The 21,408-nt window shown below is 33.0% G+C and carries 21 protein-coding genes; all 21 read left to right on the plus strand.

Going from position 1 to position 21,408, the window contains the following annotated elements:
- Window positions 1-8: 8 nt before the first annotated feature.
- Window positions 9-857 (plus strand): glycosyltransferase family 2 protein, encoded by an 849-nt coding sequence (locus ACNQGN_RS06700; RefSeq protein ID WP_417987070.1) that lies wholly within the window; start codon window positions 9-11, stop codon window positions 855-857.
- Between the two features lie 143 nt (window positions 858-1,000).
- The gene (locus ACNQGN_RS06705; RefSeq protein WP_417987071.1) at window positions 1,001-2,263 is read left to right on the plus strand and encodes an ABC transporter ATP-binding protein; all 1,263 of its coding nucleotides are present in this window, start codon (window positions 1,001-1,003) and stop codon (window positions 2,261-2,263) included.
- Between the two features lie 9 nt (window positions 2,264-2,272).
- On the plus strand, window positions 2,273-3,028 hold the full coding sequence (locus ACNQGN_RS06710) for an FkbM family methyltransferase (protein WP_417987072.1): 756 nt from the start codon (window positions 2,273-2,275) through the stop codon (window positions 3,026-3,028).
- The gene (locus ACNQGN_RS06715; RefSeq protein ID WP_417987227.1) at window positions 3,028-4,095 is read left to right on the plus strand and encodes a DegT/DnrJ/EryC1/StrS family aminotransferase; all 1,068 of its coding nucleotides are present in this window, start codon (window positions 3,028-3,030) and stop codon (window positions 4,093-4,095) included. Before ACNQGN_RS06710 ends, ACNQGN_RS06715 begins: the two co-directional genes overlap by 1 nt.
- A 6-nt stretch (window positions 4,096-4,101) precedes the next feature.
- Window positions 4,102-4,848, plus strand: a complete 747-nt coding sequence (locus ACNQGN_RS06720; protein WP_417987073.1) for a dTDP-4-amino-4,6-dideoxyglucose formyltransferase — start codon at window positions 4,102-4,104, stop codon at window positions 4,846-4,848.
- Window positions 4,841-5,692, plus strand: a complete 852-nt coding sequence (locus tag ACNQGN_RS06725; protein ID WP_417987074.1) for a glycosyltransferase family 2 protein — start codon at window positions 4,841-4,843, stop codon at window positions 5,690-5,692. The genes ACNQGN_RS06720 and ACNQGN_RS06725 overlap by 8 nt, the downstream gene beginning before the upstream one ends.
- A 6-nt stretch (window positions 5,693-5,698) precedes the next feature.
- Window positions 5,699-6,544, plus strand: coding sequence for a DUF5672 family protein (locus tag ACNQGN_RS06730; RefSeq protein ID WP_417987075.1), 846 nt, complete (start codon window positions 5,699-5,701; stop codon window positions 6,542-6,544).
- An 11-nt stretch (window positions 6,545-6,555) separates the two neighbouring features.
- Window positions 6,556-7,335 (plus strand): glycosyltransferase family 2 protein, encoded by a 780-nt coding sequence (locus ACNQGN_RS06735; protein ID WP_417987076.1) that lies wholly within the window; start codon window positions 6,556-6,558, stop codon window positions 7,333-7,335.
- 1 nt (window position 7,336) lies between these two features.
- A complete protein-coding gene (locus tag ACNQGN_RS06740; protein ID WP_417987077.1) occupies window positions 7,337-8,263 on the plus strand; it encodes a glycosyltransferase family 2 protein in 927 nt (308 codons plus the stop codon).
- A complete protein-coding gene (locus tag ACNQGN_RS06745) occupies window positions 8,253-9,083 on the plus strand; it encodes a glycosyltransferase family 2 protein (RefSeq protein ID WP_417987078.1) in 831 nt (276 codons plus the stop codon). The genes ACNQGN_RS06740 and ACNQGN_RS06745 overlap by 11 nt, the downstream gene beginning before the upstream one ends.
- On the plus strand, window positions 9,080-10,015 hold the full coding sequence (locus tag ACNQGN_RS06750; RefSeq protein WP_417987079.1) for a glycosyltransferase family 2 protein: 936 nt from the start codon (window positions 9,080-9,082) through the stop codon (window positions 10,013-10,015). Before ACNQGN_RS06745 ends, ACNQGN_RS06750 begins: the two co-directional genes overlap by 4 nt.
- A gap of 93 nt (window positions 10,016-10,108) precedes the next feature.
- Window positions 10,109-11,053 carry an NAD-dependent epimerase/dehydratase family protein gene (locus tag ACNQGN_RS06755; protein ID WP_417987080.1) on the plus strand — a complete coding sequence of 315 codons (945 nt, stop codon included), beginning with the start codon at window positions 10,109-10,111 and terminating at the stop codon, window positions 11,051-11,053.
- 10 nt (window positions 11,054-11,063) lie between these two features.
- The gene (locus ACNQGN_RS06760) at window positions 11,064-12,311 is read left to right on the plus strand and encodes a glycosyltransferase family protein (protein ID WP_417987081.1); all 1,248 of its coding nucleotides are present in this window, start codon (window positions 11,064-11,066) and stop codon (window positions 12,309-12,311) included.
- 11 nt (window positions 12,312-12,322) lie between these two features.
- On the plus strand, window positions 12,323-13,234 hold the full coding sequence (locus tag ACNQGN_RS06765; RefSeq protein WP_417987082.1) for a glycosyltransferase family 2 protein: 912 nt from the start codon (window positions 12,323-12,325) through the stop codon (window positions 13,232-13,234).
- 227 nt (window positions 13,235-13,461) lie between these two features.
- On the plus strand, window positions 13,462-14,175 hold the full coding sequence (locus ACNQGN_RS06770) for an FkbM family methyltransferase (protein ID WP_417987083.1): 714 nt from the start codon (window positions 13,462-13,464) through the stop codon (window positions 14,173-14,175).
- 90 nt (window positions 14,176-14,265) lie between these two features.
- Window positions 14,266-15,294, plus strand: a complete 1,029-nt coding sequence (locus ACNQGN_RS06775; protein ID WP_417987084.1) for an N-acetylneuraminate synthase family protein — start codon at window positions 14,266-14,268, stop codon at window positions 15,292-15,294.
- Between the two features lie 75 nt (window positions 15,295-15,369).
- On the plus strand, window positions 15,370-16,527 hold the full coding sequence (gene neuC / locus ACNQGN_RS06780) for a UDP-N-acetylglucosamine 2-epimerase (protein ID WP_417987085.1): 1,158 nt from the start codon (window positions 15,370-15,372) through the stop codon (window positions 16,525-16,527).
- A 1-nt stretch (window position 16,528) separates the two neighbouring features.
- Complete coding sequence (locus ACNQGN_RS06785; RefSeq protein WP_417987086.1) at window positions 16,529-17,227, plus strand: acylneuraminate cytidylyltransferase family protein; 699 nt, start codon at window positions 16,529-16,531, stop codon at window positions 17,225-17,227.
- Window positions 17,227-18,969, plus strand: coding sequence for an asparagine synthase (glutamine-hydrolyzing) (gene asnB / locus ACNQGN_RS06790; protein ID WP_417987087.1), 1,743 nt, complete (start codon window positions 17,227-17,229; stop codon window positions 18,967-18,969). The genes ACNQGN_RS06785 and asnB overlap by 1 nt, the downstream gene beginning before the upstream one ends.
- Before the next feature lie 82 nt (window positions 18,970-19,051).
- Entirely contained in the window at window positions 19,052-20,488 is a 1,437-nt protein-coding gene (locus ACNQGN_RS06795; RefSeq protein WP_417987088.1) for an MBOAT family O-acyltransferase, read from the plus strand.
- Window positions 20,489-21,373, plus strand: a complete 885-nt coding sequence (locus ACNQGN_RS06800; RefSeq protein ID WP_417987089.1) for a hypothetical protein — start codon at window positions 20,489-20,491, stop codon at window positions 21,371-21,373.
- Window positions 21,374-21,408: the final 35 nt, after the last annotated feature.

The raw sequence follows: 21,408 nt of genomic DNA on the forward strand, positions 1-21,408 counted from the left end.
GTATGCAAATGTCCAAAGTCTCTATAATTGTTCCTTGCTATAACCAAGCCCAGTACTTGGATGAATCCTTGCAATCTCTGTGTGACCAAACCTATACTAATTGGGAATGTGCTATTGTAAATGATGGCAGTCCAGATAATACGGAGGAAGTTGCTCGAAAATGGGAGGATAAAGACCCTCGTTTTACCTATTTATACAAAGAAAATGGAGGTGTTAGCAGTGCCAGAAATTTAGGGATTGAAAAGGCAGAAGGAGTATTCGTTCTAACCTTGGATGCCGACGATAAGTATGAAGCCACTTTTATAGAAAAGGCTCTAAATGTACTAGTTAATAATCCGGAAATAGGAATAGTGAGTAGTTGGGGAAAATATTTCACAAACGACAAACAATTGCATGTATTTAAAACTACGGCTAGGTCTATTACTGATTTTTTGTTTCATAATGCTGCCAACATGGGTTCCTCACTCTATCGTAAAGAATGTTGGGAGAAAGTGGGCGGGTATGACGAAGACCCAAGAAATGGCTATGAAGATTGGGAATTTTATTTAAGAGTGTGCAATTTGGGGTGGAAAGTCCATATTATTGAAGAAGTCTTGTTTTTTTACAGGCAGAGTATTGGTTCCAGAAGTGCGGGAATGAATCAAATTCATAAAGAGACCAAGAAATACATTTACATCAAGAATAAGGATGTTTATTTTAGGCACTATGAAGCGTTGATTGATCAGTTTTTAACAGCTTCTGATTTAGAAAAAGTGGAGATTAATAAATTTAGAAATACAATTGATTATAAATTAGGTGCGGCAGTATTGAAACCATTGCGAAATATAAAATGGTTTTTCTTGAATTTTTTCAAGTAACATCAATTCAAAATAGCTAAAATAGGGAATAAATCAAATTGCTCTTTAAATTTGGCGAATAGCAGTTGTGAGTCATCTGTTCATTGTTAAACGTTTAATTGTTTAACCAAACCTATTAACCCATTAACCCAATAATACATTACTTGAAAGACATTATATTAAAAGCCGAAAATATCTCCAAGCAATATCGCCTCGGACAGGTAGGTACTGGTACATTGACTCATGACTTGAATCGTTGGTGGCATCAGATGCGTGGTAAAGAAAACCCGTATTTAAAAATAGGTGATGCCAATGAACGAAGTACGAAAGGCGAGAGTGATTATGTTTGGGCCCTAAAGGATATTAATTTTGAGGTGGAGCGTGGTGAAGTATTGGGTATTATAGGCAAAAATGGAGCAGGAAAATCGACACTGTTGAAGATTTTATCACGAGTTACGGCACCAACCACAGGCAACATAAAATTTGGTGGGCGAGTTGCCTCTTTGCTCGAAGTGGGCACAGGATTTAACGGGGAAATGACAGGGCGAGAAAATATTTATTTGAACGGTGCCATTCTTGGAATGACCAAGAAAGAAATCGCGTCAAAGATCGGCGAAATTATTGCATTCTCCGGTTGTGAGCGTTACATTGACACACCGGTGAAACGCTACAGTAGCGGAATGACGGTGCGACTGGCTTTTGCTGTGGCGGCATTTCTTGAGCCCGAAATATTGGTGATCGATGAGGTGCTGGCCGTGGGCGATGCCGAGTTCCAGAAAAAAGCCATTGGCAAGATGCAGGATATTTCCAGAAAGGGAGGACGAACAGTTTTGTTTGTAAGTCATAATATGGCAGCGGTGAAAAGTTTGTGTACCAAGGCTATTGTTTTGGAGAACGGAATAGTAACAAAATTAGATACAGTTGAAAATGCCATAAGTTATTATCTTAGCGGTGATTCAGAATCAGAAAACAGAAAAATATTCTCATCAGATTATGATAAAAAGGAATTTACGCTTCACGAAATTAGTTTAAACCCTATAGGTAAATCTTATGATGAACCATTGGATGAATATCAAATAATAGAAATTAACACCTCATTTACTTTAAAAGATAGCACTAGAGAATTGCACGTAACATTTGTTTTAAATAATGATTCCGGGGAACCGCTTTTTACTATTTCTCACGCTAATAATAATTTAAAATTAAAAGAGGGGATAAATAAAATAAAGTGTACTTTGCCGGAAGGATTTTTAAATGTAGGAACTTATCACTTGTCCTTTTATGTTATAGAGGATGCCAAAACCACTTTGTTTATAGAAAAAGACATTATGGTTTTTACTATTCAAGAAGGAGAAAGGTTCATTGGATCTTGGATGGGAAGAGAGCCGGGTTTTATAAAACCTAAATTTGATTGGTTGATAGACTAATATTAAAAAATGAAGAAATTATTAAAAAGAATAATTAATAAACTGGGATACACTTTAAAAAAAGTTAATACAGAAAAACTGATAGTAAATACTAATAATAAAGATTATTTATTATTTAATTTTTATGATACGTTAAAAAAAATCGGTTTTACTCCCAGTCATATTGTTGACATTGGCGCTAATCATGGAGCATGGACAAGAGAAGCCTTACGTCATTTTCCAGAGGCTTATTATACTTTGTTGGAACCACAAAACTGGCTTAAAGATTCCTTTCAACATATTTTAGATGTCAACTCGAAAGTTCAATTTTATCCAGTTGGAGCGGGAGAAAAAGAAGGCTCCTTTCCATTCACGATTGTTGATAGAGACGATAGCTGTTCTTTTAGATATACCCAGGAAGAAGCAAAAGTTGCGGGATTCAAGCAAATAGAAATTCCTGTGGTTACCTTAAATGGTCTATTGTCAAATAGTGAATGGCCAATCCCTGATATTATTAAGATTGATGCCGAAGGATTGGACATTGAGGTATTGAAAGGAGCAAGTGACTTTTTCGGGAAAACTGAAATATTTATGGTAGAGGCAGGAGTGGTAAATAAATCATTTGACAATAGCTTTTTGAAATTGATTAACTTTATGGACGAGAACAACTATAGGTTATTCGAAATCACAGATATAAATAGACCGTTTCAACTAAAAGTACTGTGGTTGGTGGAATTAGTGTTTGTAAAAAAGGATGGATTAATAGATTCTCAAGTAATAGTATGATGATAAACGTAACCAAGACTTTTTTACCTCCTATAGCAGAATACAACAAGCAAGTACAGCGGGCTTGGGACAATCAATGGCTTACAAATAGGGGTGAGTTGGTTTTGGAACTAGAAGAAAAACTACGAAATTATTTATGCGTATCGAATATCATTGTAACCAATAACGGAACTATACCTTTACTAATAGCCTTGAAATTGTTGGGAAAACAAGGCGAAATCATCACCACGCCCTTTTCTTATGTAGCAACGACAGCTTCGATAGTTTGGGAGAATTGTACACCCGTTTTTGTAGATATTCACCCAGAATATTTAACAATTGATGAAACTAAAATTGAAACGGCTATAACGGATAAAACAACAGCAATTTTAGCCACCCATGTTTTTGGCAATCCTTGTAATGTAGAAGCTATTCAAGCTATTGCAAAAAAGCACAACTTAAAAGTGATTTATGATGGGGCGCATTGTTTTGGAGTGACCTACAAAGGCAATTCACTCTTTGATTATGGAGATATAAGCAGTTGTAGTTTTCACGCAACAAAACTTTTTCAAACAGGTGAAGGTGGTGCAATGTTTACCAATGATAAAGCATTGTTCCACCAATTGTTTTATAGTCACAATTTTGGACACAATGGACCTTTGGATTTTTACGGCTTAGGAATTAACGGAAAGATGTCTGAATTGCAGGCTGCAATGGGTTTGGCAGTTATACCTTATATGGAAACCGTATTAGCAGAAAGAAAAAAAGTAGTCGATTATTACAATCAGAATCTTGATTTTTCAAAACTACAAGTACTAAAAATCAGGGATAATACCCATTGGAATTATGCATATTACCCCGTAATTTTTGAAAGTGAAGCGCAACTTTTAAGAGTGGAGAAAAAATTAAATGATAATGAAATTATTCCTAGACGTTATTTCTATCCCTCTTTGAATACAATTGAATACACAAGAGGTTTTTTGATGCCAATTTCAGAAAATATTGCAAGCAGAATTTTGTGTTTACCTTTGTTTGTGGGGTTGTCAATAAGAGAACTAGATTTAATATGCGCTTTGATAAATAAATAATTAGTTATGTATAAAGATGTACTTATAATCTCTGATAATTTTTATTTGTGTAAAGGATTTCTTGAAATAATTGAAAGGAAAAAAATACCTAATTGTTTTTTTACTTTTTCAATTAGTTCGTTTTCAAATAAAGAGGATTTTAATGTTTTAAATCATGATATCAAGGTTTTTGATTTGAAAAAGCAGAAGCATATTGATTATATCAAAAATAATTATGATCTAATTTTTTCAATCCATTGTAAACAAATTTTTCCAGTTGAGTTAACAAACCATTTGAAATGTATAAATATTCATCCAGGATTTAACCCAATTAATAGGGGTTGGTATCCTCAAGTTTTCTCAATAATAAAAAAAATGCCTATTGGAGCTACTATTCATGAAATTGATGATAAATTAGACCATGGTCCTATTATTGAGAGGGGATTAATCACGAAAAACAATTTTGATACTTCAGAGACTCTTTATAATAAGATTTTGGAGAAAGAGCTGAAACTGCTAGAAAATAATATTGAAAATATAATTAACAATAATTACAATGTAATTGAACCAGAAGATGAAGGTACTTTGCATCTCAAAAGAGATTTTAATGAGTTGTTGGAGTTAAATTTAAAGGAGCAAGTTTTGGTTGGAGATTTAATAGATAGGTTAAGGGCATTAACTCATGGTGATTTTAAAAACGCTTACTTTATTGACCCGGATACTGGAAAAAAGATATTTGTAAGTATAAAGTTAAATCCTGAAGACCATGAATAAAATGAAAATTTCAGCTTGTATTATAACATACAATCACGAGAATTTTATTAGAGAATGTCTTGAAGGGGCAATAAATCAAAGCGTTAATTTTGAATATGAAATTGTAATAGGAGAAGATAATTCTTCCGATAAAACAAGAGAAATTTGTTGTGAATATGCGGAAAAATACCCAAATCTAATAAAATTTTTCCCTCGAGAGAAGAACATAGGAATGATTGGAAATTGGACTAAAACGATTCAAAATTGTCAAGGAAAATACATTGCACTATGCGAAGGAGATGACTACTGGACAGATCCATTAAAACTGCAAAAACAAGTTGATTTTCTGGAGGCAAATGCCGATTATGTTATTTGTTTTCATAAGGTAGATGTGTTACAAGACGGAGTTATCGAAGAAGAGACCATAACTGCAAAAGTTCCTGAAACTACTAGCATTAATGATTTAGCCAAAGGCAATTATATGCATACTTGTAGTGTAGTTTATAGAAATAATTTATTTTCTGAATTGCCAGAGTATTTTAACCAATCACCAGTGGGGGATTATTTTTTACACCTTCTCAATGCACGATATGGAGCCATAAGATGTTTTGACGAAATAATGGGGGTGTATCGGGTGCATGGAACTTCAGTTTGGTCTTCAAAAACTCAAGAAGAACGAGAGTCGATTTGGGTGCCTTTCTTGAAAAATATTAAACCCAATTTTGATAAAGAAGTTCAGGATGTTTTAAATGCACAAATAGCTTTCTATACAAAATCAGAAGAAAAGAAAGATTTTGTATGGAATGCGAGAAACATTAAAAATAAAATCATTCAAAAACTTAAGCGCTTGATTCAACTTTATTAGTCCAATATGAATAAAAAAGAAATTTGTATCGTAATACCTATTTACAAAAAAACTTTAAATTCCTTTGAGATTCAATCTGTTGAGCAATGTATTAAAGTGCTTTCAGATTATATGATTCATTTTGTTTGTCCTAAAGGATTAAATGTTGATTTTTACAAAGAAAAATTTATAGTGATTGAAAATTTCACTTATTTCGACAAACACTATTTTGAAGATTTGTCAGGCTACAATCGGTTGATGTTAAATGTTCATTTTTATAGGACATTCGATAAATACAAATACATGCTTATTTATCAAACGGATTGTTATGTTTTTAGAGATGAATTATTGGATTGGTCAAACAAAGGATATGATTATATCGGAGGTGTTTGGTTTGAAGGCTTCGTTGGGAATCCTTATTTAGGCTCTAAATTATGGCAAACAGGAAATGGTGGTTTTTCTTTAAGAAAGATAGAATCTATAATTAGACTCTTGACATCTAAAAAGCCTATAAAACCTCTGAAGCAGTTAGTACTCGAGAAAAAAAAAATGTATGAAAAAAGTAAAATTAATTTTTTTAAGGAGTTGTTTTTGTTGCCTCTAAATGTTTTTGGATATAAAAATAATTATAATTATAAAGCAGAAATACACAGTTTAAATGAGGACATTTTTTTTATCGAAGCATATTCAAAATTTAATGGATTAAAAATACCTAATGTTTACGATGCCATAAACTTTTCTTGGGATAGATGTCCAGCTTTTTTATATGAAAAATTTGGTCAGCTTCCATTTGCCTGTCATGCATGGTTTAGAGAAGATTTTCCCTATGAGGGAAATAGAGTATTTTGGACTAAACACATAAAAATAAAATAGTATATATTAAGATGTCTAAACTATCGATCATCACCATCAACTACAACAATCTCGAAGGTTTGAAAAAAACCATGGAGAGCGTTGTTAATCAGACTTGGCGCGAGTTTGAGTATATCATTATAGATGGTAGTTCTACTGATGGTAGCGCGGCTTATATTGAAAGTCAAAGAGGTAAAATAGATTACTGGATAAGTGAGTCCGATACAGGTGTTTACAATGCCATGAACAAGGGGATTTTAAAGGCTACCGGAGAGTATTTGTTATTTTTGAATAGCGGAGATCATTTGTATAGTAATACAATATTACAAGAAAATGTAAAACATTTGCAAAATTATGATTTAATCTATTTTAGTATTGAAGTCACAGGTGACAATACTTCAGAAATAGTTTCGTACCCTGAAAAATTACGGTTTTCAGATTTTTATTATGGAACGTTATGTCATCAATCCACCTTTATAAAAACTGATCTTTTCGGCAAATTTGGTTTATACGATGAAAACTTGAAAATTGTATCCGACTGGAAATTTTTTATTTTAGCATTATTTAAGTATAATTGTAGTTATTTCAAAGTTGATGCAATCCTTGCAACTTATTATTTAGATGGCATAAGTTCTGATGTGGCAAATATAAAAGTGTTGTATGAGGAAAGGCAAGAAGTTTTTAATTCTGATTTTAAAGGTTATATCGAAGATATAAACCAATTATTCGAGTTAAAAACAATGGCTTTAAATTTAAGAAAATCAAGAAAAATAGGGTTGTTGGTCAAATTGGGTTTATTGAATAAGTTTTAAAATGAGTATTCCACAAGTTTCCGTAATTATTCCCACTTACAATCGAGCGCATCTCATTAGCGAAACCCTCGACAGTGTTATTATGCAAACTTATACGAACTGGGAATGTATAATAGTTGATGATAGATCAAGTGATAACACCTTTGAGGTCGTTGGGAATTATTTAAAAAAAGACAGTCGTTTTCAATATTTTGAAAGACCTATTGAGAGACAAAAAGGTGCAAGTACTTGTAGAAATTTAGGTTTTGAAATATCAAAAGGGAGCTATATCCAATATTTGGATTCTGATGACCTGATTTCAGAAAACAAACTTCAAGAACAAATGGCAATTTTAAAGAATGCTTCATCTAATTCAATTGCTACTTGCAAATGGGGAAGATTTTCGAACATTTATAATGACAAAATAATTTTCGACAATTTTGAATCGTATCATTCATTTGATTCAGCCCAAACTTTTTTGACTGCTTTGGCAAATTCAAAAGGATATTTTCCTATACATTCCTATTTAATAAAAAGAAATTTGATAGAAAACTCAGGAGGATGGAATGAATATTTATCTTTGAATGACGATGGTGAATTTATGATGAGATTGATTGTTAATGTTGAAAAAGTTTGTTTTTCCTCGAAGGCTTATGCGTACTATAGATTTGGAGATGCCTCTAATTTGAGTTCATTTAACCAAGAGCAGAAAATAGCAGATATGATTAACAGTTTTAGAATGATTGAATACTTGTTTAAAATTAGATTTAAAGTTAAGTCGGTGTATTATATTGAAAAAATGAAGGAAGGACTGTTTGATAATATAATAAAAAGTTATCCTAATTTAATTATTGAAAATAAAGATTTTTTTATTAACCAATTGAATGATAGATCGCTAGTGGAAAGGGTGAAGAAAAGACTAAGAATATATTTTAAGTATGGAAAATGATATTTTAATCTCAATAATTATTACTTGTTATAATGATGCGAAATATGTAGAGCAATCAGTACTTTCGGCCTTGAACCAAACTTATCGCAATAAAGAAGTCATTATTGTGGATGATGGATCTAATGCAGCAACAAAAGCAGTCTTAAAAAAGTTAGAACCTAAAATCACAAAATTAATAACGCAAGAGAATAAAGGACAAAGTAAAGCTAGAAATGTAGGTATTGAAGCTTCAAATGGTAACTATATTCTAATATTAGATAGTGACGATTATTTTGAATCGACTTTTTGTGAAAAGGCAATATTGGTTTTAGAAAATGAAACAATAAAGTTAGTGACCTCATATACGAAGAGATTCAATTATTCCTGTAGTCAAAGCTATTACCCGAAAGGTGGGGAGGTAAGAGATTTTTTAATGTACAACCAAGCAACAGGGAGTGCTATGTTTAGGAAAGCGGATTGTATTATTGTAGAAGGATATGATGAGACGATGCGATTCGGTTTTGAGGATTGGGAATTTTACATTCGATTATTAAAAAATGGAGGAAAAGCATTTATTATACCTGAGTTTTTATTTTATTACAGGTTAAAAGAAAACTCTACAACATCAAGAGCTAATAAAATCAAATATCAGTTACAGTATTTTATTTATGAAAAACATAAAGATTTGTATATTTTGTATTTTCAAGATTTCATAAGTCATTTGTTGCATAGGATTGAAAGAGAGGAAATTGAAAAAAATAAAAATATGGAACGCTTAGAATTCAAAATAGGGAAGGCTGTTTTGAAACCTTTGCGATATATTATCTCTGTACTAAAATGAGCATAATTCCCAAAGTAAGTATTGTTATGGCAACTTACAATAGAGCGCACTTCATTTTAGAGACGTTACGATCCATAATAAATCAATCTTTTACCGATTGGGAATGTTTGATTATTGATGACGGCGGTACAGATAATACAGAAGAAGTTATAGCTTTATTTCTGGAGCAATATAGTAGATTTAAGTATACAAAAAGACCTGAAGGGTATATTAAAGGTTTGTCAGGATGTCGTAATTATGGCTTGGACTTAGCTAAAGGAGAGTATGTTATTTTTTTTGATGATGATGATTTTATACATCCTGAGAATTTAAAAATAGGTCTCGAGGTCATAGAAACAAATAATGTAGATTTTTGTAATTATCAAAAATTGTCTTTTGAAGTACAAAAACCCACAATTAAGAATTATCCAATTACTATAGTAAAATCACTTAATAAGACTGATATTAAGAAAGTAGTTACTCAAGAAATTGGATTGGCTTCTTGTACCGTATTGTGGAAAAAGAAATGTTTTACCTCAATACGATTTAACGAAACGTTATTGTATGCGGAAGAGTGGGAATGTTATAGTAGAGTCATTTTAGAAAATTTTAAAGGATTAATAATTAGCAATGTTTTGTATTATAATAGAAAACATCCGGACTCTAATACAGGAGAGTTCTATAGAAATAATGCAGATCGCAGAGAGTCGTACACAAAAGCTATTTTGTTGGTGATAAGAAATCTTAAAGAGAAACAGTTACTCTCGCCTTCTTTAATCCGTTATTTTGTGACCATTTCAAAAGATTTCGTCGAATATGAATTATTTAAAGCTGTTTTAAGTGTTCTTGAATTGCCTATATTTGAAAAATTGAAATGGCAGCTTTTTCATTGGACATTACCTTTACGTTTGTCACTTTATAAAAGAAAAAAGCAATTAAAGAGATATAATTAATGAAAATTATAATATTTTTCGGTACACTCCCAGCAGCCACGTAAAAGATAAAATTACACAATGAATTTAAAAAAAAAACAAACTTATTTCTAAATGACATTCAATAATTCAAAAATATTAATAACTGGAGGGTTTGGTGCCCTTGGCTATAATTTGATAAAATACTTGACAGCAAACTACAGTTGCACCATTCAAGTTATAGACAATTTTAGTGCAGGCCACACCAATTTTTCTAATCAAGTTTCCTTTTCTTATATAGATATTGGGAATACAGAAAAACTAAATACTTTTTTCAAAAATTATCAACCCAATTTTATTTTTCATTTAGCAGCTCATTTTGCCAATCAAAATTCAGTAGATCATCCTTTGTCTGACATAAACACTAATGTTAAAGGAGTTGTTAATCTATTTGAAACTCAAAAAAATAATAAGGACTTGAAAAAAATTATATTTGCAAGTTCCAGTTGTGTCTATGGGAATAGTGAAATAATGAAAGAAGATGTACATGTTTCTCCTTACGATACTCCTTACGCAATCAATAAATTTGTAGGTGAATTATATTGTAAATATTATGCAGAGATACATTCTATTCCTATAGTTAGTGTTAGGATTTTTAATAGTTTTGGTCCCGGGGAAATGCCTGGGCAATATAGGAATGTGATACCTAACTTTATTCAAAAAGCATTATTAAATCAAACGATAAAAATTACAGGTTCAGGAGAAGAGACTAGAGATTTTACGTATGTTGAAGATACAGTAGATTTGTTTTTAAAATTGGCTATTTCAAAATATAAACGAGCAGAGGTTTTTAATGGCGGGACAGGAACTAGGGTGAGTATAAAAAAACTTGCAGAGGAAATAATATTTTTAACAGGTTCAAAATCGGAAATTAGTTATACTGCTCCGAGAATATGGGACCACGTTAAAGATAGATGCGCCAATATTGAAAAATCAAAAAAACTTTTAGGCTACAATCCAAATCATGATTTTAGATCAGGTTTAGTAAAAACTATAGATTGGATAAAAGAAAAATTGTAATTATTAATTAATGGATAATAAAAAAATAGTAATTATTACTGAATCTATAGATAAAAATGACAGCAGTTGTTCAAAGGGAAACATTGCATTAATCGAAAATCTAAAGAAATGTGGTTTCGATATAAAGGTATATCATTATACAAGAAAAAACATTACACTAATGGGTATTGATTGTCGGCCCATAAAAGAAATTAAGTGGAGTTTTAATTATCTTTTGAGTAGAACTCAAAGAATTTTACAGCGGAATCTAAATATATATATTCATACTTTTTTAGAAAGTATATTTGGTTTTTCTTTTACTTTTTTTAACGATGTAGATTCAATAAAATTAGTTATAAATGAAGTGAAAAAATTCAATCCAGATTTAATAATAACTCTAAGTAAAGGAACTAGTTTTCGTCCTCATTATGCAATGTTATCATTTCCGGAATTATACAATAAATGGATTGCAAACATACATGATCCCTATCCTTTTCATTTTAATCCAAGGCCCTATAATTGGGTGGAGCCAGGATACAACAAAAAAGAAAATTTCTTTCGAGAAGTTTCCATTAATGCTAAATATAGTTCGTTTCCCAGCTTGTTGCTTAAAGAATGGATGGGAAGTTATTTTACCAGTTTTCTAAAAACAGGAATTATTATTCCTCATCAAAATTCTAATTATTTAATTCAAAATCGGAATTTACCGGACTATTTTAATGTAGCAAAATTCAATCTACTGCATGCCGGTAATCTCATGGAACAAAGATCTCCTAAAGGTTTAATAGAGGGGTTTAAACTGTTTTTACAAAAAAATAAGAGCGCAAATAAAGAATCGAAACTCTTTTTATTAGGACCCGCTTCCAGCTATGCCCAAATGCTCGAAGAATATCAAGAAAGTACTCCTGAGATTTATATTTACAACGGAAATGTTGATTTTGATGTTGTATATAATCTTCAAGTAAACGTTTCTATAAACATTATTTTGGAATCAAAATCTGAAATAAGTCCCTTTCTTCCAGGCAAATTTCCGCATTGTGTCAATGCTAATAAAACCATTCTTTCATTGTCGCCTTTTTATAGCGAAACCAGAAGATTGTTGGGCAACGATTATCCTTATTGGTCAGAAGTGGACGATATAGAAAAAATTGCCGCACTAATTGAAAAATTGTATCATTTGTGGAAAGAAAACCCCAATAATTTGCTTTTGAATAGAAATGATTTAGAAGAATATTTATCTGTAAATTATTTGAAAAATGTTATTAATGATTTAAATTAAATTAATGAGCCATGACAAACTCCACTTTTTCTATACTAATCACCACCAAAAATCGTAAAGCCGATTTGGCTTTTACCTTGAGTAAAATCAGATGTCTTTTGGAAGATAGTAGAATGAAATGTGTGGTTTTTGATGATGGCTCTACGGATGATACTTATAACTTCGTAAAAGAAAACTTTCCCAATATACAACTTGAAAGAAATCCCATTTCAAAAGGCTATATTTTTTGCAGAAACAAGATGTTGAATGAAACCGAAGCTGATTATGCTATTTCATTGGATGATGATGCTCACTTTGTAACCAATGATCCATTAGGATTTATACAAAAACATTTTGAAGAATATGCTAATTGTGGCTTGATGGCATTTCGTGTTTTTTGGGGACTCGAAGAACCCATTTCGAAATCATGCAATGAAAAATTACATAGGGTGCAAGGATTTGTTGGCTGTGCGCATGTTTGGAGAATGTCGGCTTGGCGTACTATTCCCAATTATCCAGAATGGTTTGTTTTTTACGGAGAAGAAAACTTTGCTTCCTATCAATTGTTTAAAAAAAAATGGGAAGTGTACTATTTACCCGAAGTCTTGGTTCATCATAGAGTGGATGTAAAATCAAGAAGAAGTAATTCTGATTATTCTCTTCGATTACGGAGGTCTTTACGTTCTGGTTGGTATCTATTTTTCTTATTTAATCCCATTGCCGCAATTCCACTAAAAATAGTCTATTCCCTTTGGATCCAATTTAAACAAAAAGTGTTCAAGGGAGATTTTAAGGCCTTTCAAGCTGTTGTTTTGGCATTACTGGATTTGGTTTGGGCAATCCCTAAAATAATGAAAAATAGCAACCGCTTGTCAGATCTAGAATATGATACGTTTAACAAACTGCCTGAAACTAAAATATATTGGCTTCCAAAAAATAGCTAACGGTAAATGAATCAGTAAACGGATTTTATAGCAATAAAAAGTAGTCACTTGGATTAAATTATTTTTTAATGACATTTTTCCGTCAGTTCGAGTTGTTTTTGGTAGAAAATCGAACAAGAAAAAATAATTAAAAGCAACTCTCTATATGTTGTTTGTTCCGTTTTTATGGGCACACGCCATCAAACGAGGGGTAATAATTAGACGAATGGGATAATAATAAAACACATATGAAAAAAATTATAAAAAGAATGTTGCGATCTACTGGTTATAAAATTTCAAAAAAAAGCAAAATTTTGCTGCTGGATGAAGATCCATTTAGGGCAATCAAAGATAAATTAGTAGGGACTGATATTGTTTATTTTGATATAGGTGCTAATCTAGGTCAAACAATTAATAAGATGAGTAATCATTATCCTGACGCGAAAATTTATGTCTTTGAGCCAAGTAAAAATTGTTTTGAATCTTTAACACAAAATTTCAAAAAAAATAATATAAGTCTTCATAATTTGGCGGTCGGTTCAAGTTGCGGTCACCTAGAATTTAACGAATATTCGTGGAGTGCGTTAAATTCTCTTTTAAAACGAGCTTATGGTAGTGCAAAAATCATGGAGACGTATTTAGTAGATGTCGTTACAGTTGATGAGTTTTGTAAAAATAATTCAATATCATATATCAATTTATTAAAAACAGATACTGAGGGTTATGAACTTAACGTCTTGAAAGGATCTTCTCTAATGATGGAGCAAAATAGAATTCAGTTTGTATATGTTGAGATATTTTTTAACGAAAACTATGTTGGACAATCTTCCTTTGGGGATATTTATAATTTCTTGTTGGAAAATAGATTTGAATTGGTTCGATTTTATGATGTTCTTTATACGGATGAAGGTATGGCTTCAAAAACAGATGCGCTGTTTATTAATAAAAATTTTAGGAATTAGAATATTTATAATGAGTTGATTATTGAAACTAATATATATTGGCAATTGTAAAAATGAGTATTTTTGTTAGTTAAGAAAGAAAATTAAAATATGTTGTCAAAAAAATCTCCCTATTTAATTGCCGAAATCGGTCAGGCACACGAAGGCAGTTTAGGTGTTTTATATTCCTATATAGATGCTCTTGCCCAAACAGGAGTTGATGCCTTAAAGTTTCAAATGCATATTGCAGAAGCCGAAAGCAGCGAGCACGAACCATTTCGGGTTCAATTCTCGCTAGAGGATAAAACGAGATTTGATTATTGGAAAAGAATGGGTTTCACTTTATCGCAATGGAAAGACATTAAACGGCATTGCGAGAGTTTAGGGCTCGATTTTATTTGTTCCCCATTTAGCAATTTAGCTGTCGATTGGCTCGAGCAAATTGGCGTAGAACAATACAAAATTGGTTCTGGCGAAGTAAACAATTTCTTGATTTTGGAAAAAATTGCCCAAACTGAGAAACCCGTGATACTGTCATCAGGAATGAGTTCATTTGCTGAGTTAGACAAAGCTGTAGAATTCCTTAAAGCAAGAGGGGTTTCTTTTTCCATTATGCAATGTACTACTGCATATCCTACATTCCCGGAACAATATGGATTAAATGTGATTCAAGAATTGCAAAAACGATATGATGTTCCAATAGGATTTTCGGATCATTCCGCAAAAATTGAAACGGGCATCGCTGCAATCGCGTTGGGAGCCACTATTTTGGAATTCCACGTTGTTTTTGACAGGCAACTCTTTGGCCCAGATTCAAAATCTTCACTTACAATTCAAGAAATTACGGATCTGGTGAAGGCTGTCCGGAATGTAGCCACCGCATTATCAAATCCCATTGATAAAAATAATAATGATGCTTTTTCTTCACTGAAGCAAATTTTTGAAAAATCATTGGCGGTCAACAAAGATTTATCAAAAAACCACATCATAACTTTTGATGATTTGGAATCCAAAAAACCAAAGGGTTTTGGGATTGATGCTTCTCATTTTCAAGAAATAATTGGAAAAACTTTGAACAAGGATTTGAAACAATGGGATTTTTTGAATGAGAATGACTTGATTTGTAAAGACTCAGTATGACAACTGAACGCTAAAATATCTTTTTACTTTTTCCTCTTTTTTACCTACTTTTAACCCAAGAATAATAAATTCAAAATGCCAAAAAGAAAAATAGTCGTGGTCATTACGGCACGTCCTTCTTATAGTCGCGTGAAAACAGTTTTGTCATCTATTCAGGAGCATCCAGATTTGGAATTGCAATTGGTTGTGGCTGCCTCGGCTTTATTGGATCGGTATGGTTCTGCTGTGAATTATATTGAAAAAGATGGTTTTGCCATTGCCGCAAAAGTATTTAATGTTTTAGAAGGAGAGAATTTGACCGCAGCAGCCAAGACCACGGGAATAGGTATTTTGGAGCTATCCACCGTTTTTGACAACCTAAAACCAGATATTGTCGTCACCGTAGCCGATAGATTTGAAACGATGGCTACCGCTATAGCGGCTTCTTATATGAACATTCCTTTGGCACACATTCAAGGAGGAGAAGTTACTGGAAATATTGACGAAAAAGTACGTCACGCCATCACGAAGTTATCCGACTACCATTTTGTGGCTTCGGAGACAGCAAAAAAAAGAGTCATTAGATTAGGCGAAGATCCAACTATGGTTTTTAACACTGGTTGTCCTTCCATCGATTTAGCAGATGAGATAGTTAATAGCAAAACACTTCCCTTCGACCCGTATCAAAAATATGGTGGCGTGGGAGCAAAACCGGATTTGTCGAATGGCTATTTGGTAGTGATGCAACATCCAGTAACCACAGAATACAAGGATTCTCGCATACACATTGAAGCAACATTGGAAGCGATTTATAAACTAGATAAACCCACGCTGTGGTTTTGGCCTAATGTGGATGCAGGAGCCGATGGGACTTCAACTGGCATTCGCGCTTTCCGGGAGCAGCACCAATTGCCTAATGTTCATTTTTTTAAGAATATGGAAGGAAAAGATTTCTTGCAATTATTACAACATAGCGATTGTCTTATTGGGAATTCAAGTGTAGGAATACGGGAATGTGCCTTCTTGGGAGTTCCCGTGGTAAATATAGGTTCGCGTCAAAACAGGAGAGATAGGGGCGGAAATAGTGTGGATGTGGAGTATGCGCAGAATCAAATAGAATCTGCTATCATAGAATCTATACAAAGAGGGAAATCTACCTCTTCGCTCATTTATGGAGACGGAAAATCAGGTACTTTAATAGCTGATTTGTTAGCCAAATTGCCATTGCAATTTCATAAAACCATTATGTATTAAGATGAGAATTTTAGCCATAATTCCCGCGCGTGGAGGATCTAAAGGTATTCCCAGAAAAAACATTAAGTTTTTAAACGGAAAACCATTATTGGGGTATACTGCTGAAATTGCCTTGCAATCGAAGTATTTTACAGAGGTGATTTTGTCGTGTGAGGATGAAGAAATTATCGAAATTGCAAAAAGGCTGGGAGTTAAGGTGCCTTTTACTAGACCGGAGGCTTTGGCACAAGATAATACGCCTACTATTGACGTTATTATTCATGCCTTGCAATGGTATGAAAAAAAAACAATTTTTTTTGACGCGGTCTGTCTCTTGCAAGTGACTAGCCCATTTAGAACGCTAAATTTTTTGGATAAAGCCGTCGAAAAATTTATAGAAAGTGGCTGTGATTCTTTGGTTTCTGTGCAAAAAGTACCACACGAATACAATCCGCACTGGACATTTGAAGTAAATGGAGAAGGAAATTTAAAAATTGCCACAGGAGAAGTCGAAATCATCAGCCGCAGACAAGAGCTTCCAACTGCCTTTCACAGGGACGGAAGTATTTATATTACCAAGACAGAAGTCCTTTTAAAAGAACATTCCTTGTATGGAAAGAGTACTGCCTTTATCGAATCAGCGCCGGAGTACTATATTAATATTGACACTTTTGCTGACTGGCAAAAGGCGGAAGAAATGATTAAAAATAATTTAAAATAATGTGTGGTATTGCAGGTATACTAGGCGATTACAAAGATCTTCAATTGGATGCGATGCTCACAAGCCAACATCATAGGGGACCTGATGCAACGGGAAAGTATGATGATGTAGGATTTGCCACTTTTGGTCACAATCGTTTGGCAATTATTGATTTATCAGTTCAAGCTAACCAGCCTTTTATTGATGCTTCGGGGCGGTATGTTTTGGTATTCAATGGTGAAATTTATAATTATATTGAACTTAAAGCGGAATTGAGGGATCGATATGATTTTAAAACTGAATCGGATACCGAGGTTTTATTGGCCGCATTTATAGCTTATGGAACGCGATGTCTTCAAAAATTGAATGGAATGTTTGCCTTTGCTATTTGGGATAATCAAGATAAAAAAATGTTTGCAGGCAGAGATCGATTTGGGGTAAAACCTTTTTATTACAGTATCTCAAATAACTCGTTCTACTTTTCGTCAGAAATAAAAGCATTACATGCTGCCGGAGTTTCGAAAGAACCTAACGAAAAAGTTTGGGCATCTTATTTTGTCTATGGTTCTTATGGCAATCTCAACGAAACTTTTTGGGAAAGCATTTCACAATTACCTGGTGGGCATTTTTTGGAATACGAAAATCATAATTTAACTATAAAAAAATGGTATTGCTTTGAAGAAGAAGTGGCCAAGCAACCCAAAAATCGGACCTACAAGCAGGCAAAAGAGCAGTATGTTTGCCTTCTAAAAGATAGCATTAATTTACGATTCAGGGCGGATGTTCCTGTTGGGTTCAATATTAGCGGCGGACTGGATAGTTCGGTTTTATTGGCTATGGTCAATTTGCAAAAGAAAGGCAATAACCATGGCGAGCTTGTTGAAGAATGTCATCCTTTAATCAATGCATATACATTCTACACCAATAATCCAGACTATGACGAGTTACCTTGGGTAGAATCGATGATTTGCAAAACCACAAATCCATTGACGAAAGTGCTTTTAAAAGCGGATGAAGTTCCTTTTTTTGCTGAAAAAATGGCATTCCAACAAGAGGAACCTTATGGAGGTATCCCTACCTTGGCATACGCCAAAATCTTCGAGCAAGCGCGAAAAGATAAAGTTTTGGTGTTGCTCGATGGGCAAGGGATGGACGAGCAATGGGCGGGATATGATTATTACACGCAAGAAAATGATGCGATAATCCAAGGAGTTATAGATTCACCCTTTAAAACAAATATACTTTCGGATTTTTTCTTGGCAAAAGCCGAAAAACCATCGTATCCAAAACCTTTTGAAGATGAAGTATTAAACAAACAATATAGGGATTTGTTTTATACTAAGATTCCTCGAGCGCTAAGGTTTAATGATCGAGTATCTATGGCTTATTCCACAGAATTAAGAGAGCCCTTCCTAGATTATAGATTGGTGGAATTTGCCTTTTCCTTACCGTTGGATTTTAAAATAAAAAATGGGGTTTCTAAATTTATGTTGCGCGAAATAGCCTCGCAATATTTGGCAGAGGATTTGGTTTTTGCGCCTAAAAGAGCCTTACAAACTCCACAAAGAGAATGGTTGGCAGTCGATTTGAAGGAATGGGTAAGCCAATGTTTTGTAGAGATTGCAAATTCGTCTTACTCCAATTGGTTTGATAAAGAATTCTTAGATAAAGAACTAAAAAGCTATTTTGATGGCAATATTCAATCCAGTTTTCATATTTGGCAAGGCATTAGTTTATATGAGATACTGAAACTTATGGATTAGTTTCCTTGAATTAATTTCATCAATCAGATTCATCAACGATATTTGGAACATCAATCACCAGAAACAATTTAGAGATAGATAAATGCTTTTTAATTCTTTCCAATTCCTAATATTTCTCCCCATTGTTTTTGCCATATATTGGTGGACCAATAAAAAAAGTTTACAATTGCAAAACCTTTTGCTGTTGTTAGCTAGTTATTTCTTTTATGCATGTTGGGATTGGCGTTTCTTGTTTTTATTGTTGTTTTCTACAGCTCTAGATTACTTCACTGGAATAAAAATGGAGGAAGCCAAAAATCAAGGCAATAAAATTTTTTGGTTTTGGTTGAGCATCATCATAAATCTTGGTTTTCTAGGTGTTTTTAAATATTATAACTTCTTTGCCGATTCTTTTGCTGACGTACTATCTGGACTAGGAATACAAGCTAATTTCTGGACGCTGAAAGTGATATTACCTGTCGGGATTTCCTTTTATACCTTTCATGGTCTCTCTTACGTTATTGATATTTACAAAAAGAGAATACAACCGGAAAGAAATATAATCACCTACTCACTTTTTGTTGCCTATTTTCCGCTATTGGTTGCGGGGCCTATAGAAAGGGCCACCCATCTATTACCGCAAATAAAGAAGCGACGTTTTTTTGATTATAGTAAAGCGATAGACGGTGTGCATCAAATTATCTGGGGATTATTCAAAAAAGTGGTCATAGCAGATAATTGTGCCTTATATGCCAATGATATTTTTGACAATTATGAATCGATGAATTCGTTGTCATTGTTTTTAGGAGCTGTTTATTTTTCTTTTCAAATTTATGGAGATTTTAGTGGGTACTCGGATATTGCTTTAGGAACTTCTAAACTTTTTGGAATTGATTTACTCCGCAATTTTAATTATCCTTATTTTTCACGGGATATAGCCGAGTTTTGGCGCCGTTGGCATATTTCCTTGTCGTCATGGTTTCGAGACTATTTATACATTCCCTTAGGTGGAAGTCAGGGCGGAATGATGATGAAAATTAGAAATACCTTTATTATTTTTCTGGTTAGTGGGTTTTGGCATGGAGCCAACTGGACATTTATTGTCTGGGGTGCACTACACGCTGTTTATTTTTTACCACTTTTGATAACCCAGAATAATAGAAATAATATAGAAAGTGTTGCAAAAGGGAAATCTTTGCCGACATTTAAAGAATTTGTGAATATGCTGTTAACGTTTTGTTTAACCGCTTTTGCCTGGATCTTTTTCAGGGCTAAAACGGTCTCGGATGCCTGTTCTTACATAAAGAATATGTTTAGCTTTAATTTTGAAGGGAAAATTCAATTTTTAATTTTCGAACGATATACAATTGAATTACTTTTGATGCTAGGGTTGTTTGTGGTTTTGGAGTGGAACGCAAGAGAACGAGAACATTTCATTGCAGGAAAATTTGCAGCACTTAAAGCAGTATCAATAATAATGATGATCTTGGTTTTTGGAGTTTTTTCCAGTCCTAGTGATTTTATTTATTTTCAGTTTTAGATGAAGAAGTTTTGTGTTTATATAGTTGGTGGTATATTAGTGATTTTGGCAATGATCTCGTTGTTGGACGTTGTCTACACTAAAACATACGAGACTTCCTATCCACGAACTAAATTTCAGTATTTGAGAAGCTTAAAAAACAAAAAAGTAGATTATATTTTTCTAGGTTCGTCAAGGGTAGAAAGTGGAATTGTACCTTCAATAATTTATAATAAAACAGGTAAGCTAGCAGTTAATCTGGGATTTCAGGCTGCTAAATTAGGAGATATTTATACTTCTTTACAATTAATAAAAGCCTATAACATCCATTTTGAAAAAATTTTAATACAAGTGGACTATATTTACAATTATACTGATGGTAATTCCAATATTTTTCAATACGAAATGACTCCTTTTCTAAGAGAAAATTCAATAACAAAACAGTATTTTGATAATTATGGCGAAGATCCAATCGCTAATTATTACATCCCTTTTTACAGGTATTGCTATAATGATTTAAAATTGGGGTTCAGGGAGGTTTTTGCCAATGTAATTCATAAAAAAAACAACGTACTGATGGACAAGGGCTATGGTGCTAATTATGGAAATACGAAAGAATTGAGAGGAGTGTTACCGGTTGCGATTTTGGATAGCAACATAATTTTGGATAGTATAGCGTCCTTTTCAAAACAAAATAATATTGAAGTTGTCTATTATTGTGCCCCGTTTTGTAAAAAAATCAAAAATATAGATTTCATATGGAAACTGAAAAATAAAATCCCAGAATTAGAAGATTTTTCAGAAGCAGTTAATGATGATAAAATGTTTCTCAATTGTAATCATTTGAATGATAGTGGAGCAAAACGATTTACTGAAATCCTTACGAAGAAGTTGTTAACAGAGTAATTTTACATAGTGCAATAGTAAAAATATTGATTGAT

The organism is Flavobacterium rhamnosi, from assembly GCF_048286515.1.
GTDB lineage: Bacteria > Bacteroidota > Bacteroidia > Flavobacteriales > Flavobacteriaceae > Flavobacterium.

Excerpts from the sequence above, each read along its gene's own strand:
- ACNQGN_RS06700 (WP_417987070.1), top strand. The coding sequence starts at position 9 with ATGTCCAAAGTCTCTATAATTGTTCCTTGCTATAACCAAGCCCAGTAC.
- ACNQGN_RS06710 (WP_417987072.1), top strand. The coding sequence starts at position 2,273 with ATGAAGAAATTATTAAAAAGAATAATTAATAAACTGGGATACACTTTA.
- ACNQGN_RS06715 (WP_417987227.1), top strand. The coding sequence starts at position 3,028 with ATGATAAACGTAACCAAGACTTTTTTACCTCCTATAGCAGAATACAAC.
- ACNQGN_RS06720 (WP_417987073.1), top strand. The coding sequence starts at position 4,102 with ATGTATAAAGATGTACTTATAATCTCTGATAATTTTTATTTGTGTAAA.
- ACNQGN_RS06725 (WP_417987074.1), top strand. The coding sequence starts at position 4,841 with ATGAATAAAATGAAAATTTCAGCTTGTATTATAACATACAATCACGAG.
- ACNQGN_RS06730 (WP_417987075.1), top strand. The coding sequence starts at position 5,699 with ATGAATAAAAAAGAAATTTGTATCGTAATACCTATTTACAAAAAAACT.
- ACNQGN_RS06735 (WP_417987076.1), top strand. The coding sequence starts at position 6,556 with ATGTCTAAACTATCGATCATCACCATCAACTACAACAATCTCGAAGGT.
- ACNQGN_RS06740 (WP_417987077.1), top strand. The coding sequence starts at position 7,337 with ATGAGTATTCCACAAGTTTCCGTAATTATTCCCACTTACAATCGAGCG.
- ACNQGN_RS06745 (WP_417987078.1), top strand. The coding sequence starts at position 8,253 with ATGGAAAATGATATTTTAATCTCAATAATTATTACTTGTTATAATGAT.
- ACNQGN_RS06750 (WP_417987079.1), top strand. The coding sequence starts at position 9,080 with ATGAGCATAATTCCCAAAGTAAGTATTGTTATGGCAACTTACAATAGA.
- ACNQGN_RS06755 (WP_417987080.1), top strand. The coding sequence starts at position 10,109 with ATGACATTCAATAATTCAAAAATATTAATAACTGGAGGGTTTGGTGCC.
- ACNQGN_RS06760 (WP_417987081.1), top strand. The coding sequence starts at position 11,064 with ATGGATAATAAAAAAATAGTAATTATTACTGAATCTATAGATAAAAAT.
- ACNQGN_RS06765 (WP_417987082.1), top strand. The coding sequence starts at position 12,323 with ATGACAAACTCCACTTTTTCTATACTAATCACCACCAAAAATCGTAAA.
- ACNQGN_RS06770 (WP_417987083.1), top strand. The coding sequence starts at position 13,462 with ATGAAAAAAATTATAAAAAGAATGTTGCGATCTACTGGTTATAAAATT.
- ACNQGN_RS06775 (WP_417987084.1), top strand. The coding sequence starts at position 14,266 with ATGTTGTCAAAAAAATCTCCCTATTTAATTGCCGAAATCGGTCAGGCA.
- neuC (WP_417987085.1), top strand. The coding sequence starts at position 15,370 with ATGCCAAAAAGAAAAATAGTCGTGGTCATTACGGCACGTCCTTCTTAT.
- ACNQGN_RS06785 (WP_417987086.1), top strand. The coding sequence starts at position 16,529 with ATGAGAATTTTAGCCATAATTCCCGCGCGTGGAGGATCTAAAGGTATT.
- asnB (WP_417987087.1), top strand. The coding sequence starts at position 17,227 with ATGTGTGGTATTGCAGGTATACTAGGCGATTACAAAGATCTTCAATTG.
- ACNQGN_RS06795 (WP_417987088.1), top strand. The coding sequence starts at position 19,052 with ATGCTTTTTAATTCTTTCCAATTCCTAATATTTCTCCCCATTGTTTTT.
- ACNQGN_RS06800 (WP_417987089.1), top strand. The coding sequence starts at position 20,489 with ATGAAGAAGTTTTGTGTTTATATAGTTGGTGGTATATTAGTGATTTTG.